At 66.1% G+C, this 15,531-nt stretch carries 17 protein-coding genes; all 17 read left to right on the plus strand.

The features are described 5' to 3' along the window. The 17 genes from JKG67_RS12710 to JKG67_RS12790 all read left to right on the plus strand — a co-directional run bounded on the left by JKG67_RS12710 (position 1) and on the right by JKG67_RS12790 (position 15,531). A complete protein-coding gene (locus JKG67_RS12710; RefSeq protein WP_203337693.1) occupies positions 1–786 on the plus strand; it encodes a hypothetical protein in 786 nt (261 codons plus the stop codon). 416 nt (positions 787–1,202) lie between these two features. Then, on the plus strand, positions 1,203–2,537 hold the full coding sequence (locus JKG67_RS12715; RefSeq protein ID WP_203337694.1) for an aromatic ring-hydroxylating oxygenase subunit alpha: 1,335 nt from the start codon (positions 1,203–1,205) through the stop codon (positions 2,535–2,537). Further along, on the plus strand, positions 2,504–3,124 hold the full coding sequence (locus tag JKG67_RS12720) for an aromatic-ring-hydroxylating dioxygenase subunit beta (protein WP_307816550.1): 621 nt from the start codon (positions 2,504–2,506) through the stop codon (positions 3,122–3,124). Before JKG67_RS12715 ends, JKG67_RS12720 begins: the two co-directional genes overlap by 34 nt. Before the next feature lie 3 nt (positions 3,125–3,127). Further along, the gene (locus tag JKG67_RS12725; RefSeq protein ID WP_203337695.1) at positions 3,128–3,412 is read left to right on the plus strand and encodes a YceH family protein; all 285 of its coding nucleotides are present in this window, start codon (positions 3,128–3,130) and stop codon (positions 3,410–3,412) included. Next, entirely contained in the window at positions 3,409–4,110 is a 702-nt protein-coding gene (locus JKG67_RS12730; RefSeq protein ID WP_203337696.1) for a type 1 glutamine amidotransferase, read from the plus strand. The genes JKG67_RS12725 and JKG67_RS12730 overlap by 4 nt, the downstream gene beginning before the upstream one ends. Positions 4,111–4,135: 25 nt before the next feature. Then, positions 4,136–5,623: a glutamine synthetase family protein gene (locus JKG67_RS12735; protein ID WP_238998392.1), complete on the plus strand. Its 1,488-nt coding sequence runs from the start codon at positions 4,136–4,138 to the stop codon at positions 5,621–5,623. 24 nt (positions 5,624–5,647) lie between these two features. After that, on the plus strand, positions 5,648–5,968 hold the full coding sequence (locus JKG67_RS12740) for a 2Fe-2S iron-sulfur cluster-binding protein (RefSeq protein ID WP_203337697.1): 321 nt from the start codon (positions 5,648–5,650) through the stop codon (positions 5,966–5,968). Position 5,969: 1 nt separating this feature from the next. Continuing rightward, positions 5,970–7,229 (plus strand): NAD(P)/FAD-dependent oxidoreductase, encoded by a 1,260-nt coding sequence (locus JKG67_RS12745; RefSeq protein WP_203337698.1) that lies wholly within the window; start codon positions 5,970–5,972, stop codon positions 7,227–7,229. A gap of 80 nt (positions 7,230–7,309) precedes the next feature. Beyond that, positions 7,310–8,032 carry an alpha/beta fold hydrolase gene (locus JKG67_RS12750; protein WP_307816551.1) on the plus strand — a complete coding sequence of 241 codons (723 nt, stop codon included), beginning with the start codon at positions 7,310–7,312 and terminating at the stop codon, positions 8,030–8,032. A gap of 85 nt (positions 8,033–8,117) precedes the next feature. Next, on the plus strand, positions 8,118–9,038 hold the full coding sequence (locus tag JKG67_RS12755; RefSeq protein ID WP_203337700.1) for a LysR family transcriptional regulator: 921 nt from the start codon (positions 8,118–8,120) through the stop codon (positions 9,036–9,038). Further along, the gene (locus JKG67_RS12760; RefSeq protein ID WP_203337701.1) at positions 9,035–10,138 is read left to right on the plus strand and encodes a mandelate racemase/muconate lactonizing enzyme family protein; all 1,104 of its coding nucleotides are present in this window, start codon (positions 9,035–9,037) and stop codon (positions 10,136–10,138) included. The genes JKG67_RS12755 and JKG67_RS12760 overlap by 4 nt, the downstream gene beginning before the upstream one ends. A gap of 50 nt (positions 10,139–10,188) precedes the next feature. After that, the gene (gene catA / locus JKG67_RS12765) at positions 10,189–11,046 is read left to right on the plus strand and encodes a catechol 1,2-dioxygenase (protein WP_203337702.1); all 858 of its coding nucleotides are present in this window, start codon (positions 10,189–10,191) and stop codon (positions 11,044–11,046) included. Then, a complete protein-coding gene (gene catC, locus JKG67_RS12770) occupies positions 11,046–11,345 on the plus strand; it encodes a muconolactone Delta-isomerase (protein ID WP_203337703.1) in 300 nt (99 codons plus the stop codon). The genes catA and catC overlap by 1 nt, the downstream gene beginning before the upstream one ends. 50 nt (positions 11,346–11,395) lie before the next feature. Next, positions 11,396–12,580, plus strand: a complete 1,185-nt coding sequence (locus JKG67_RS12775) for a thiolase family protein (protein ID WP_203337704.1) — start codon at positions 11,396–11,398, stop codon at positions 12,578–12,580. Then, positions 12,577–13,272 (plus strand): 3-oxoacid CoA-transferase subunit A, encoded by a 696-nt coding sequence (locus JKG67_RS12780; RefSeq protein WP_203337705.1) that lies wholly within the window; start codon positions 12,577–12,579, stop codon positions 13,270–13,272. Before JKG67_RS12775 ends, JKG67_RS12780 begins: the two co-directional genes overlap by 4 nt. Continuing rightward, complete coding sequence (locus JKG67_RS12785) at positions 13,269–13,964, plus strand: CoA-transferase (RefSeq protein ID WP_203337706.1); 696 nt, start codon at positions 13,269–13,271, stop codon at positions 13,962–13,964. The genes JKG67_RS12780 and JKG67_RS12785 overlap by 4 nt, the downstream gene beginning before the upstream one ends. A 229-nt stretch (positions 13,965–14,193) precedes the next feature. Next, entirely contained in the window at positions 14,194–15,531 is a 1,338-nt protein-coding gene (locus JKG67_RS12790; RefSeq protein WP_203337707.1) for a flavin monoamine oxidase family protein, read from the plus strand.

Genomic DNA, 15,531 nt, shown 5'->3' on the forward strand with positions numbered 1-15,531 from the left:
ATGCGTACAAACGGTCGCGAACCTCCAGTCTCCTCTGCGCAACGGCCGGTCAGGCGCCGGCTCACCTACGCCAACGTGGTCTCCACGCTGGCCCTGTTCGCGGCCCTCACCGGCGGCGGCGTCGCCACGGCGTCGCATCTGACCGTGCGCACGAACGACATCGTGAAAGGTGCGGTCACCACCCCGAAACTGGCCGGTGGCGCTGTCAAGAGCGGCAAGATCGCTGGTGGGGCCGTCACGAGCGGCAAGCTCGCCGGTGGCGCGGTCACGAGCGGCAAGCTCGCCGGTGGCGCGGTCACGAGCGGCAAGCTCGCGAACAAGGCCGTCACCGCCGCGAAGCGTGCGGCCACCCCCCAGGTGAAGGTCGGCTACGCCCCACAGAACCCGGGCGTGACCGTCCCCCACCACACGGGGACGCTGGTTCCCTTCAACGTGGAGCAGTTCGACACCGGTGACATGTGGACCGCGTCCCAGGGCAACCGGATCACCATCAGGACCTCGGGGACCTACCTGGCCATCGGCTCGGGGGTCTGGCAGAGCGGACAGGACGGCGGCACTGAGCGCAACCTCTGCGTGATGGTGTGGACGGCGAGCAACGCGATCAAGGACGCGGCCTGTCAGCGGGTCGTCCCCACGACGTCGTGGACCCAATCCCAGCACATCCCGCTGCTGATCCAACTCAACGCCGGTGACTACCTCAATCTCGAGGCATGGCAGAACAGCGGCGACAACGCCAACCTGCTCAGCCCACAACTCGCGGTGGTGTGGCTCGGTCCGGCCTCCTGACGAGCGGCAGCACCCCCGCCTCCTCGCGGCCGAGCGCGGGGGTGGTTCGCTAGCCTCGTGTCGCTCACACAAGTGGACTCGGGTTCCCTGGGAACGGTGGACGGCTACACGGCCTAGCCGGATCAAAGTCGCGAGCATCCCTCGGGTTGGGTGGCGAGTGGTTGCACCGCTGTGACGCCGCTCTCGCGCAGGCTCGCGAGGCCGCCGGTCACCGGAGCGTGCCCGTAGCCGGGTGCGCCGCCACGGTCTGGGGCGACTGATCGATCCTCCTAATAAATCGAGCGGGTGTTCGTACTTCACATCGATCTATCGGTCTGTTTGGGTAGACCGTGAAGTTGGCCACATCGGTGGTCGAGCATGTACGTCGAAAAAGCGGGCGAGACCCCCTCACCGGCTAGTGATATGGAGGCCATGGAATGACCAGCCAGAAGTCCGTTCCCCGAGGCCCGGGGAAGACGGCCACGGCCTTGGCCCGGGGTCGATGGAGCGCGCACGTCCTCGAGGATCGAGTGCACCGCACCCTCTACACCGACCCGGCCGTGTTTCACGAGGAGCTGGTCAAGGTCTACGGGGGTCAGTCGTGGGTCTACCTGGCCCATGAAAGTCAGCTTCCGGAGCCCAACTCCTACCTGTCGGTCAACATGGGCCAGCGTCCGCTGATCCTCACCCGGGACCGCAACGGCGAGCTCCATGGAATCTTCAACCGATGCTCCCACCGCGGCGCAACGCTGTGCCGCGACGAGTCGGGCACGGCCCGGAGCTTCCAGTGTCCGTACCACGGTTGGACCTTCCGCAACACCGGCGAACTGGTGGGCGCTCCCTGGCCCGAGGGATACGGACCCGACTTCGACCGGTCGAAGTTCGGCCTGCGCAGGGTCAATCGCATCGCGAGCTACAGGGGCTTCATCTTCGGCACGCTCAACGATGACGCCGTGTCCCTAGGGGAGTGGCTGGGGCCGGCGCGCGGATGGCTGGACTATTGGATCGACAGGGCACCGGGCGGCGAGGTCTTCGTCCGGAGCGCTGCGTTCCGGATGGGGTTCCGGGGCAACTGGAAGCTCGCGTACGACAATGCCGGCGACGGCTACCATCCAGCCTTCTCCCACCGGTCCCTGCTCGACATGGCCTCGCGGATGGGCGATGCCAAGGACATGTCGTACTTCGGAAAGACCCCCGATGACGGACCGATGAAGTCCTACGCACTCGGCCACGGCCACAGCGTGATCGACCAGAGGCCGGCACACGACGGGCCAGGCAGCTTCTGGTCCAACCAGCGTCCGCAACCGGGACGAGAGAAGTTCGAGGAGTTGATCCGAAGCCAGCACCCCGCCGATGCGGACACGTTGCTGGACCTGTGCGTGGGATCCCAGATCAATCTGAGTATCTTCCCGAATCTCCTCATCATCGGGAACCAGATCCAGGTCATCGAGCCGTTGGCGGTAGACCGCACCCAACTCACCTGGCACGCCACCACAATCGGCGGTGTCCCACCTGAGGTGAACACGATCCGGATCCGTACCCAGGAGGACTTCCCGGCATTCGGCGAGCCCGACGATCAGGCCAACTTCGAGGAGGTCCAACGAGGTTTGGCGGTGGTCGAGGACGAGTGGATCCTCATGAACCGCGGCCTTGGCACCGGCTGGCAGGAGATGACCGAGGACGGCGTTGTGAAGACGACCGTGACCGACGAGCTGCACATGCGCCGCTACTACGAGGAGTGGGTCCGGCTGATGGCAGGAGAAGCGACGTGAGCATCCCGGATCAGTACGCCGACACCTCGACCTGGTCCTACCACATCGATGAGGAGTACTACGCAGCGCTGGACCGAACTCGTGCACTGTTCGAGGAGGATTGGCCGGAGCCTGACGCCACCCTGCTTCACGAGGCGACGGCATTTCTGAGCCGTGAAGCGCGCCTCATTGACCAGGGACGGTTCAACGCTTGGCTCGAGTTGTTCAGTGACGACTGCCTGTACTGGGTTCCGGTTACCGCGGGCGGCGGCGACCCGAGAGTCGAGGTTTCTCACGCGTTCGACGACCGGCGGCGGCTCACCGACCGGGTGTACTGGCTGCGCACGGGCTTGGCCTACAGCCAGATCCCCGCTTCCCGCACCCGGCGGCTTGTGGGGAACGTAGAAGCTCTCGAGCTCGATCCTGAGACGCGGTTGATCAGATCGAACTTCGTCGTCCACGAGTTCCGCGCAGGTGTCACCAAGGTGTACGCGGGTTGGTACGCGCACACCCTGGTCAAGACCGAGCATGCCTGGCAGATCAAGGTCAAACGAGCCAACCTGCTCGACTCCGAGCAGTACCACGAGAACCTCACCCTGGTGTTCTGAGCCATGACCCACCAAGATGCTGAAGAACGCGTGGCCGAGCTCGAGCGGGAGAATGCTCACCTGCGCCAGCGAATGGACCGGCTGGAACGCGAGGCCACGTCTATGAGGCCGGTCGTGCAGCAGGTCAAGAACCTGCAGATCTGGGACTTCACGCCCTACGGCGTTCACCCGGACGGCAGCTGGGTCGCTGTCGATCGGGCCTGTGCCGCGGAGCTCTTAGCCGCGCTGGCTGGCGTGGACCACTGGGAACCCTGGGCCACCAGGATCGAGCCGAGGATCCAGAAGTGACAGCGCCGACTGTCCTCGTGATCGGCCACGTCGCCCAGCTTTCCCTCGACAGGCTCGAGTTGGCCGCAAAGGAGCACGGTCTTGCGCTGCAGGTGGTCCGACCCGCGCTCGGCGAGCAGTTGCCGGCAACCGTTGATGACCAAGCAGGTGTGGTTGTGCTCGGAGGGCCGCAAAGTGCCTACCACCTCGCCGAGCACCCGTACCTAGCCGACGAGATCGTCTTCATCGCATCCGCCCACCGTGCACGGCTTCCAGTCCTGGGCATCTGCCTGGGCTCTCAGCTCCTCGCTGCCGCATTGGGTGGCGAGGCGCTTCCGGGCCGCTCGGGCTTGGAGTGCGGATTCATCGACGTGTTGCCCGTGGGCGAGGAGGGCGCGGGGGTCGCCGGACGTCACTTCTCCTTCCACTCCGACACCTTCCGCCTTCCGGAGGGCGCGACCCTGTTGGGAAGCACGGACAGATACCCACAGGCCTGGCAACTCGACGAGTCACTGGCTCTCCAGTTCCACCCCGAGTTCGACCGTGCCGGCGTGGAGTTCCTACTTGGTGTCGAGACCGAGAAGTTGACCCGCTGGGGGATCGACGTCGAACGGCTGCGCATCGAGAACGCAGAGGAACGACGCGCACCAGAAGACGGCGCACGCCTCATCGACCGATGGATGCGACGTAGCGCGCTCCGCCTTGTCCAATCCCGCTAGCCCTAAACCACCACAGGAGATCCCCATGTCTGAGAAGTTCGTCCGAAAGCACTCCATCCACTCCCCCGAACAGCTCGCCGCGGCCGAGCGATCCATCGAGACAGTCAACCGTGAGGAGATTGAGATCGTCCGGCTGGTCTGGCCTGACCAGCATGGCCTGTTGCGCGGCAAAGCATTGACCAGGAAGGCGTACCTTGCTGCGCTGGAGTCCGGGACCGAGATCACCATGGCCCCGTTCTTCTTCGACCCGGCCAATGCGATCGTCTTCAACCCCTTCACGCCGGATGGCGGCTTCTCGGTCGAGGGCCTGGGGGGGTCGCCCAACCTCAAGATGGTGCCCGACCCCGGAACGTTCCGGGTACTCCCCTGGGTCGAGAGCACCGCAGTCGTGTTCTGCGATCTCTACATGGCCAACGGACAGCCGTTCCCGCTCGCCCCTCGCACCATCTTGAAGGAGACGCTGTCGGACTTCGCCAGCAGCGGCTACAAACTGATCTCGGGTATCGAGATGGAGTGGTACCTCACTCGCGTGGTCGACGACGGCTTGGCCAAGGGATCGCTGGGCGCGCCAGGGACCCCGGCCGATCCACCGGTTGTGGCTCCGGTTGCGCGGGGCTACAACTACCTGCTCATGGATCACCTCGACGAGATTGACGATGTGCTCCGGCCGATCCGGCGTGCGCTTGAGCAGATGGGTTTGCCACTGCGTTCCTTCGACGACGAGTGGGCCCCCAGTCAGGTGGAAACGACCTTCGACGTACTGGAAGGGGTCGCCGCCGCCGACGCTGCCGCACTCTTCCGAATGACGACCAAGCAGATCGCGAAGCGGCAGGGATACCTGGCGTCGTTCATGTGCACGCCGGCCATCGCCGGCTTCTACGCAAGTGGTTGGCATCTGCATACATCGGTTGTGGACGCGGGCACCGGCCGAAACCTGATGGTGCCCTCAGACAACGCCCCGCTGTCGGAGTTGGGACGCCACTATGTGGGTGGAACGCTGGCACACGGCGTCGCAGCCTCTGTGTTCACCACGCCGACGATCAACGGTTACCGCCGGCGTCGCCCCTACTCCCTTGCACCTGACCGGCTTACCTGGGGGCAGGACAACCGCGCCGCCATGATGCGCGTCATCAGCGCCCCCAACGATGCTGCTTCCCACGTCGAGAACCGGGTCGGTGACTCTGCTGCGAACCCCTACCTCTACCTCGCGGCTCAGGCCGCGGCCGGTCACGACGGCATCGTTAACCGGGTTGACCCCGGACCGATCAGTGAGGACCCCTACAACGCCGAGGTCGAGCAACTGCCCGTCACCCTGGCCGACGCTGTAGCGGCGCTCGAGGCCGACACCTTCTTCCGGAAGGCGTTCGGCGACGGCTTCATCGACTACCTCGTTGCGATGAAGCGCAGTGAGGTGGATCGGTTCGAAGCATGGACTGCGGAGAACTCCGATCCGGACACCTACATCAACGGGGTCACGGACTGGGAACACCGCGAGTACTTCGAGAACTTCTGAGCACAACGAGTGCTGGGAACCGTCATGCCCAAAGTCATCTACACATCACCGGACGGCCGCGCCCACACGGTCGATGCCCGGATCGGCGCCTCCGTGATGGAGACCGCAGTCAAGCACGGCATTCCCGGCATCGTCGCCGAGTGTGGCGGCGCTCTCTCCTGCGCCACCTGTCACGTCTTCGTCGCGACGAGTTGGATCGACCAGACCGGGACCGCCGAGGACTTCGAAGACGAGATGCTCGACGACGCCACAACTCCGAGGCAATCCCACAGTCGCCTGTCTTGCCAGATCCGGTTGACGGACGAGTTCGACGGCCTTGAAGTCACCATCGCACCGGAGCAGTGACATGACTCAGGACCAGGCAACCGAACAGCACACTGGCATCCTCGTGGTGGGAGGGGGTGAGGCGGGCGTCGCCGTCGCCACCCAGCTCAGGACACTCGGCTACGCGGAGGCCGTCACCATCGTGGGGGGTGAGCCGTACGCGCCCTACCAGCGCCCGCCGCTGTCCAAGGGCTTCCTCAATGGCACCGAGGACGAGGAATCACTGGAGCTCCGCGCGAGTGAGTTCTTTGAAGAGCAGCGGATCGTCGTATGGACCGGACGTCGAGTAGAACAGCTCGACCTCGGCACGAACTGTACTGGCGGCGTAGCGACCCTCGATGATGGAAGCCGCGTTAGCTATGACGGCCTCGCCCTGGCGACCGGAGCCAGCGCGCGCACCCTCCCGGGCATTCCTCCCGGACTGAGGGGAGTACACACCCTCCGGGGCATGGCTGATGCCATCGCCCTACGGGCTGCGCTCGACGGTTCGGCGGAAGTAGTGGTGATCGGGGGTGGCTTCATCGGGCTCGAAGTGGCGGCCACCGCGAGGAGCCGTGGCGCGCGAGTGACCGTCGTGGAGACGATGAGTCGCCTGCTGCAACGACTGTGCGCCCCACCGCTCTCCGAGCACTGTCTCAAGGTCCACCGTGACGCAGGCATCGACGTGCTTCTCGACTGCTCTGTGGCCAGCCTCCGAGCAAGCCACGGGGCCGTGACCGGAGTTGAACTCGACGATGGCACCGTCCTCCGCGCGAGCCTGGTTGTGGTGGGTATCGGCGCTGTGCCGGACATCGAACTTGCCCAGGCTGCCGGTCTGCGCTGTCAGCGCGGCGTCGTGGTCGACGCGGCTGGCAGGACCGGACGCGTCGACGTGGTCGCAGCCGGCGACTGCACGGTGCAGCGGCATCCCCACCGCGTAGATGCGCTGCTTGGAATCGAGTCCGTGCACAACGCCGTCGAGCAGGGCAAGGCTGCGGCACATGTGCTCCTGGGGCTGGAACCCCCGGCTCCTGCCACGCCGTGGTTCTGGTCGGATCAAGGTGACCTGAAGATTCAGATGGCCGGAATCTCAGACGGGTACGACGACCATGTGGTCCGCAAGGTCGATGACCGGCTGACGGTCCTCTACTACCGACACGGCAACCTGATCGCCGTGGAGGTCGCCAACAACCCACGAGAGTTCATGATCTTGCGGCGCGCCCTCGACAAGGGTCACCACATCGACCGCGATCGCGCGGAAGATGTCGCCACACCCCTCAGGGAACTGGTCCAGTCGCCGTGACCCTCAAGGTGACCACGGTCGAGTTCAGCCGGTCCCGGGACCGCCCACTGCTAGTGCTCGGTCCGTCGCTGGGCACTTCAGTGACGGCACTGTGGAGCACCTGCGCGCGGCAGTTGGGGACCTTGTTCCACGTCGTCGGTTGGGAGCTTCCCGGCCACGGCCACAACTCCGCACGCCCCCCGGAGCGGCTGAGCATGGCCGACCTCGCGACGGGGGTGCTCTCAGCCATTGATGAGGTGTTCGTGCGCCGGGGCCAACCCCCCGACGTGTTCGCCTACGCCGGCGATTCGGTCGGCGGCGCGGTGGGCCTGCAACTGCTGCTGGAGTCACCGGAGCGGATCACAACGGCAGTGCTGGTTTGCACCGGCGGACGGATCGGCGAGGCGCACGCCTGGCACGAGCGACGGGCGCTGGTCCTTGGCGAAGGCACACAAGCGGTCCTGGAGTCATCCAGGCAACGGTGGTTCGGCCCGGAGTTCGAGGGCCGCGATCCAGTGGCCGCCCGAGCATTGGTCGACTCCCTCGCCGATACCGATCCGCACGGTTACGCGGCAGTGTGCAGCGCACTGGCAGACTTCGATGTCACGCACCGCCTGAGCGAGATCGCGACTCCTGTGCTCACGGTCGCAGGGTCCGTCGACATTGTCACCCCGCCAGCGCTCCTACGAGAGCTCGCCGCCGGCCTACAGCAGGGTCGCTACGCCGAGCTCGCCGGAGTCGGGCATCTGGCGCCTGCAGAGGCTCCCGATGCGGTGGCTCGGCTCATCACTCATCAAGCTTTCATAACAGAACGCGATCAATGATGGGCGTATTCATACTTGTCAATTATCTATTGCGCCTTCTAGCGTTGGTTCAGGCACTCAACAGAAAGGTGGGAGGGCAGCTCACATGGAACTCCGCCATCTCCGGTACTTCGCTGCGGTTGCGGAAACCTGCCACTTCGGCAAGGCCGCGGAGCGGCTGCTGATCGCGCAGCCGGCACTCTCGCAGGCGATCCGCAACCTCGAGTCCGAACTGGGCGCTAGCCTCTTCAGCCGGACCACCCGTCACGTGTCGCTGACCCCAGCGGGCGAGTTCCTCCACGAGCGGACCCGTCAGCTCCTGGCTTACGTCGATGACAGCGTGCGGGGGATTGAGGAGATCGCTTCCGGTCGCACCGGCGTGGTCCGAGTGGGCATGGTCGGCACTGCTGCATTCTCCCACCTCCCCCGGATTGCCAGTTTGGTGAAGCAGGCTCTGCCGCAGGTGACTCTGGAGATCCAGGCGGACATGCTCACTCCGGATCAGTGCGACTCGCTCCGCTCCGGCGCCATCGATCTCGCGGTACTGCGGCCGCCGGCGATCGGGGACGGCATCAGCCTGCGGGTGCTCGAAGTGGAGCCGCTGATCCTGGCTGCGCCGACCGCACATCCGCTCGCCGACGCGGCGGACGTGGCATTGGAGGATCTCCGGGCGACCCCATTCATTGGCTACGGGGCCCGTGACTCTGCGGTGAACCAGGCAGTGATGCGCGCCTTCCGAACCGTGGACTTTGCCCCCTTCCGGACGCACGAGGCTCCCGGCACGGCGGTGCTGCTTGCGCTGGTTGCTGCCGGGCTGGGGGTGGCCCTGGTGCCGGCATCGGCGCGAGCTGTGCCGCTCGCTGGCGTGGTCTTTCGCGACGTACGTGAGGGCGGGTCGGTCGAACTGGCACTCGGATGGCGTCAGGACGACCCGAACCCCGTCGTTGCCTCCGTGCTCTCGATCTTGGTCGCGGACAAGGAGCTCGCTGAGCTCGCGTCCTCCTTCGTTCCGGAGGGCACTCCATGAAGATCACCAAGGTCGAGGCGATCCCCTTCGCGATCCCCTACCAGAAGCCACTCAGGTTCGCGAGCGGTGAAGTGCACGCGGCCGAGCACGTCCTGGTGCGTGTTCACACCAGCGACGGGGTAGTAGGCGTCGCTGAAGCCACCCCGCGGCCCTTCACGTACGGCGAGACCCAACCAGGGATCGTCGCGGTGATCGAGCAGATCCTGGCGCCGCAGCTGCTCGGGTTGACGCTGCTGCAGCGGGAGGCCGTGTGGTCCCGGCTGCATCGGACGGTGGGCAACCCAGCCGCCAAGTCCGCCATCGACATCGCCCTCTGGGACGCGCTCGGGCGCACGTTGGACCAGTCCGTCAACGGCTTGCTGGGCGGGTTCACCGACCGGATGCGCGTGTGTCACATGGTCGGCTTCGAGGAACCCGCCCGGATGGTGGCTGAGGTCGAGCGCATGATTGACGCCCACGGCATCCGAACCTTCAAGGTGAAGGTTGGCCGCAAGCCGGTCACCCTCGACACCGCCGCAGTACGTGCGCTCCGGAACCGCTTCGGCGATGAGATCGAGCTCTACGTCGACGGGAATCGCGGTTGGAGCGCCAGCGAAGCACTCAAGGCCATGCGCGAGATGGCGGACCTGGGGCTCACCTTCGCCGAAGAGCTTTGTCCCGCCGATGATGTGATTAGCCGTCGATGGCTGGTCTCGAAACTAGACATCCCGTTCATCGCAGATGAGTCCGCGACGACGCCATCGGAGGTCACGCGCGAGGTCCTGTCCGGTGCCGCCACAACTGTGAGCATCAAGTGCGCACGGACCGGGATCACCCAGAGCCAGCGGGTGCACGACCTGGCCGAGGGTCTGGGCCTGGAAGTCGTGATGGGCAACCAGGTCGACGGCCAGCTCGGGACCGCGTGCACCGCGGCGTTCGGCGCCGCATTCCGGCTCACCTCGGAGCGGCCCGGCGAACTTTCGAACTTCCTCGACATGAGCGACGACCTACTCACCCAGCCACTAGTGATCGACGACGGCGAGTTCGTGATCGGCCTCGGACCGGGGATCGCGGTCGAGATCGATGAAGAGAAGCTCACCCGATACCGGCTGGATCGCTAGCGAAGGCCACGGCAGACACCATCACGATCAGCACAGTGGAAGGAAGAGAAATGACCATCGACACCGAGACAAGCACAGCGGCTGCCTCAGGCGCCTCAGCGACCGAGCGGTTCCGGGCCGACAAATCACCCTATGCGGCCGTGAAGGACACGCCGAAGGAGCGCGTCGACGTCCTCGCCCGGGAAGTCCTCGGCGCGGTCCATGCGACCATCCGCAAACACAAGGTCACCTACGACGAGTACAACGCCCTGAAGTCATGGCTGATCCAGGTTGGCGAAGGCGGCGAGTGGCCGCTGTTCCTCGATGTGTGGGTTGAGCATGTCGTGGAGGAGGTCGCGACCTCACACCGCCAAGGCAGCCAAGGCACGATCGAGGGACCCTACTACGTGCCGAATGCCCCCGAGTGCGGGGCCGACGGCACCATCCCGATGCGACCGGAAGAGCCGGGGACACCACTTGCCTGGGAGGGGACCATCACGTCGACCGACGGCACACCGCTCGACAACGCGAAGCTTGAGATCTGGCACTGCGACGATCTGGGCCTGTACTCCCAGTTCTCCAAGGGTCAACCGGAGTGGAACCTGCGTGGCACGTTCACCGTGGGACCAGACGGGAGATTCACGGTCCGTACGATCAAGCCCCAGCCTTACCAGATCCCTACTGAAGGCGCCTGCGGGCAACTTATCGAGGCCGCAGGCTGGCACGCCTGGCGTCCCGCGCACATCCACGTGAAGGTCACAGCCCCCGCCCATGAACTCCTGACCGCCCAGCTCTACTTCCCAGGAGATCGGCACAACGACGACGACATCGCCTCAGCAGTGAAGCCTGAGCTCATGCTCGCCCCTGAGGACCGGCCGGACGGCAGTCTAGGTGTTGCGTACGACTTCATCCTCGATCCGATCCAGTGATGCTCTTCCACGTACGCATGGATGTCCGGCTCCCCCCCGATCTCGCGCCTGCGGAGCGGGCCGAGATCGTCGCCCGGGAGAGGGAGTACTCCCAGCGGCTGCAGAGGGCCGGAACGTGGCCGCACCTCTGGCGAATCGCCGGACAGTACGCCAACTTCTCGATCTTCGACGTCGAGTCCAACGAGGAACTACACAACGCGCTCTCCGGGCTGCCGCTGTTTCCCTATCTGGACCTCCATGTGACTCCGCTAGCCACCCACCCCTCTGATGTCAACGCCCCGCTGCGGGGTTCCGGCTGACGAGGCGACCTCGTCGACCCTTCTAGTCCGTCACACATAGGGAGCGCCCGTTGTCCTATCTGTTTGCCGGCATCCGTACGCCCTTCGGACGGTTCGGCGGCGCCTTGGCAGGCGTGCGCCCCGACGATCTCGCCGCTGCGGCCATGACCGGACTACTAGGCCAGGTTCCAGCACTCGACCCGACCCAGGTCGATGACATCGTCTGGGGCAATGCCAATGGCGCCGGTGAGGACAACCGCAACGTCGGCCGGATGGCGGGGTTGTTGTCGGGCTTGCCGGTCACCGTGCCCGCCACGACGGTCAATCGGTTGTGTGGTTCTTCTCTCGACGCCGCCATCATCGGCTCCCGCGCCATCGATGTCGGAGATGCCCACCTTGTCGTGGTCGGCGGTGTGGAGTCCATGACTAGGGCGCCTTGGATTCTGCCAAAGGCATCTCGCCCCTACCCCCCGGGTGATGCCACGCTGGTCTCCACGTCACTGGGGTGGCGCCTGGTCAACCCGCGGATGCCCACTGAGTGGACGCTGTCCCTCGGTGAGTGCAATGAGGAACTGCAGCGCCGGTTTGGCATCTCACGTGAGCGACAAGACGAGTTCGCGGCCCGCTCGCACCAGCTCGCGTCCCAGGCTTGGTCCTCCGGCTTCTACGACAGCCTGGTGGTGCCGATCGCAAACCTCAATGGCGACGAGGGAGTCCGACCTGACACGTCGCTCGAGGCCCTCGCCGCGCTCACACCTGCGTTCCGTCCGGACGGCACCATCACCGCCGGCAATGCTTCGCCGTTGAGTGACGGCGCGAGCGCCATTCTGCTGGGCTCGGAGCGTGCGGCCAGGGTCGTGGGCCGCGATCCGCAGGCGCGCATCGCCGGACGTGCTGCGTCTGCTCTCAGCCCGCAGGAGTTCGGCTTCGCGCCCGTTGAAGCAGCCAATCGTGCTCTCGCACAGGCCGGATTGGATTGGGGTCAGGTAGGCGCGGTCGAGCTCAACGAGGCATACGCAGTCCAGGCGCTCGCGTGCATCGACGCGTGGGGAATCGACCCCGAGATCGTGAACACTCGTGGAGGAGCTATCGCCCTGGGGCACCCGCTGGGCGCATCGGGCACCCGCCTCCTGGGCACCCTGGCCGCGGTGCTACGTGAACGCCGTGAGCAGTGGGGCGTTGCGGCCATCTGCATCGGTGTCGGACAAGCTCTGGCAGTGGTGCTTGAGAACCTCGAGCTGGGCGTCGCAGCATGAGCCGGACACAGTTCCCGTCTACACCCCTTGAAGCAGTCGCAGGCATCCCGGACGGAGCCACAGTGCTCGTGGGCGGATTCGGTCTGGCAGGCATGCCGTTCGCCCTCATTGACGCCCTTATCGAGCACGGCGCACGGGACCTCACCATCGTGTCCAACAACGCCGGCAACGGCGAAGTCGGTCTCGCCGCGTTGCTTCGAGCCGGCCGAGCGCGCAAGGTCATCTGCTCATTCCCTCGGCAATCAGACTCCTTTGTCTTCGATGAGCTCTACAGGGCCGGCAAGATCGAACTGGACGTGGTCCCCCAAGGCAATCTCGCCGAACGCATGCGGGCCGCCGGGGCCGGCATCGGGGCCTTCTATTGCCCGACTGCCGTGGGTACGCCGCTCGCCGATGGCAAGGAGTCACGCGTGATCGACGGGCGAACGTACCTTCTCGAATACCCGATCCGCGGTGACTTCGCGCTGATCGCGGCCTCGTGCGCCGACGAGCTGGGGAACTTGGTGTACCGCAGAACGGCGCGGAACTTCGGTCCCGTGATGGCCACTGCCGCAGGCACGGTTATCGCGCAGGTCTCCGACATCGTGCCAGCGGGGTCGATGGACCCCGAGGCGGTGGTGACGCCCGGTATCTACGTCGACCGGGTGGTCCGCGTTGCCTCGCACTCCCGCCTGGACGAGGTGGCCCGATGAGTACGGCAGGACGCAGGGCTGACGCGGACGAGCGCTACCGGAACCTCACCGGCCAGGGGCCTCTCACGATGGACGAGCTGGCCAGGGTGGTGGCTCGGGACATCCCCCGCGGCGCGTACGGCAACCTCGGCATCGGGCATCCCACCAGAGTCGCTGAACACCTGAGACCCGAGGCTGGCGTCGTGCTGCACACCGAGAATGGCATGCTCGGCATGGGGCCGCTCGCGGTCGGCGACGATGTGGACCCGGACCTGACGAACGCAGGCAAGCTCCCGGTCACCGAACTCCCAGGCGCGGCGTACTTCGATCACGCGAGCTCATTCGCAATGATGCGGGGCGGGCATCTGGACTTCTGTGTGCTCGGGGCCTACCAAGTGTCGACTGACGGCGATCTGGCGAACTGGCACACCGGTGCCGGAGACGACATCCCCGCAGTCGGCGGTGCCATGGACCTGGCCATCGGTGCCCGGAACGTGCTCGTCATGATGACACTTTTCACCCGCAGTGGAGCGCCGAAACTCGTCCCACGATGTACGTACCCGCTTACAGGAGTCGCATGCGTCTCGCGCGTCTACACCGACTACGCCGTGTTCGACATCTCCCCGGGGGGCGGCCCGCGGGTTCGCCAGACCTTCGGGATTACGCCCGCCGAACTTGGTCAGAGGCTCGCCCTTCCCTACACCCTGCGTTGAGGCGGGCCGGGGGGCCCTCGGTGGGGCTTGGGGACGATCGGCGGAGTGATGGGGACCCGACCCCGCCTAGCAACGCACCAGTCGTCATCGTCCTCCCTCTTCATCGACCACTCAGATCGAGATGGTGTGTGGCACAAGCCCCACGTGCGCTGCCCGCTTTGGGTAGCGTTGTGTCGGACGATCCCCGTTGAGGCGTTCACTCGACCGACTGCATAGTCAAGGAGCGGACATGAAGGTGGTCGTCATCGGCGCCGGCCTGGCGGGCCTCTGCGCCGCGCGGGACCTTCAGCGGGCCGGAGTCGAGGTGGTCGTGCTCGAGGCACGTGACCGCGTCGGCGGCAGGCTCGAGGGTGGAGAGATCGGCGGCCACCCGATCGAGCTCGGCGGCACCTGGGTCGGTGAGGGGCACGCTCGGATGTACGAGCTGATCGAGGAGCTCGGACTGCAGATCTTCCGCACCTGGAACGACGCTGGCCAGGTGCTCATCCAGCTCGGCGACAAGCGCGTCCTGCTGGACGGCACCCAAGGCGCCATCCCTCGGCTCAACCCGATCGCCCTGGCCGACCTCGCCCAGGGCATGGCCCGCTTCGGAAGCCTCGCTCGCGGCGTCGACCCCGCCGAGCCCTGGTCACACCCGAAGGCGCACCACCTCGACAGTCAGACCTTCGAGACCTGGGTACGACGGAATCTGCGCACCGCGGCTGGTCGCGCCTACTTCCGGGTCGCGACCGAAGCGATCTTCGCTGCCGACGCCGCGGACATCTCCCTGTTGCATGCGCTCTTCTACGCGACCAGCAACACCGACCTCGAGACGCTGATGGCGGTCGACGGGGGCGCCCAGCAGGATCGCGTCGTCGGCGGCTCGGTCCTGGTGGCCCAACGACTCGCCAGCGGCCTCGAGGTGAGGCTCTCGAGCCCGGTCGCCTCGATCGCTCACGATGACACCGGGGTGACCGTCACGACGCGCGACGGGGATGCCTTCGCCGCCGATCGTGTCGTGGTCGCCCTCCCGCCGACCCTCGCCGGACGCCTGACCTACGACCCGGTGCTGCCCGCCTGGCGTGACCAGCTCACCCAGGTGCTTCCGGCCGGCACCGTGGCCAAGACGTTCGCGGCGTATCCGACTCCGTTCTGGCGCGAGCAGGGCCTCAACGGCCAGGTCGCCTGCGACACCGGCCCGGTGAAGGTCACCTTCGACGTCTCTCCGCCGGACGGCGAGATCGGCGTCCTGCTCGGCTTCGTCGAGGGCGGCGAGGCGCGCCGGTGGCAGCGGCTCTCCGATTCCGAGCGCCGCCAGGGCGTGATCGACTCGTTCGTCCGGTACTTCGGCCCTGCGGCGGGTGACCCCACGGCGTACGTCGAGAAGGACTGGAGCGCGGAGGAGTTCAGTCGCGGCTGCTACGGCGCGTACTTCGCGCCGGGAGTGTGGACCGGCTACGGCGATGTGCTGCGGCCACCGATCGGGCGGATCCACTGGGCCGGCGCCGAGTACGCCGTGGAGTGGAACGGCTACATGGAAGGCGCTGTCCGGTCCGGAAGCGCGACGGCACGAGAGATCCTCGGCTGA

The organism is Nocardioides limicola (genome assembly GCF_016827675.1).
Lineage (GTDB): Bacteria > Actinomycetota > Actinomycetes > Propionibacteriales > Nocardioidaceae > Nocardioides > Nocardioides limicola.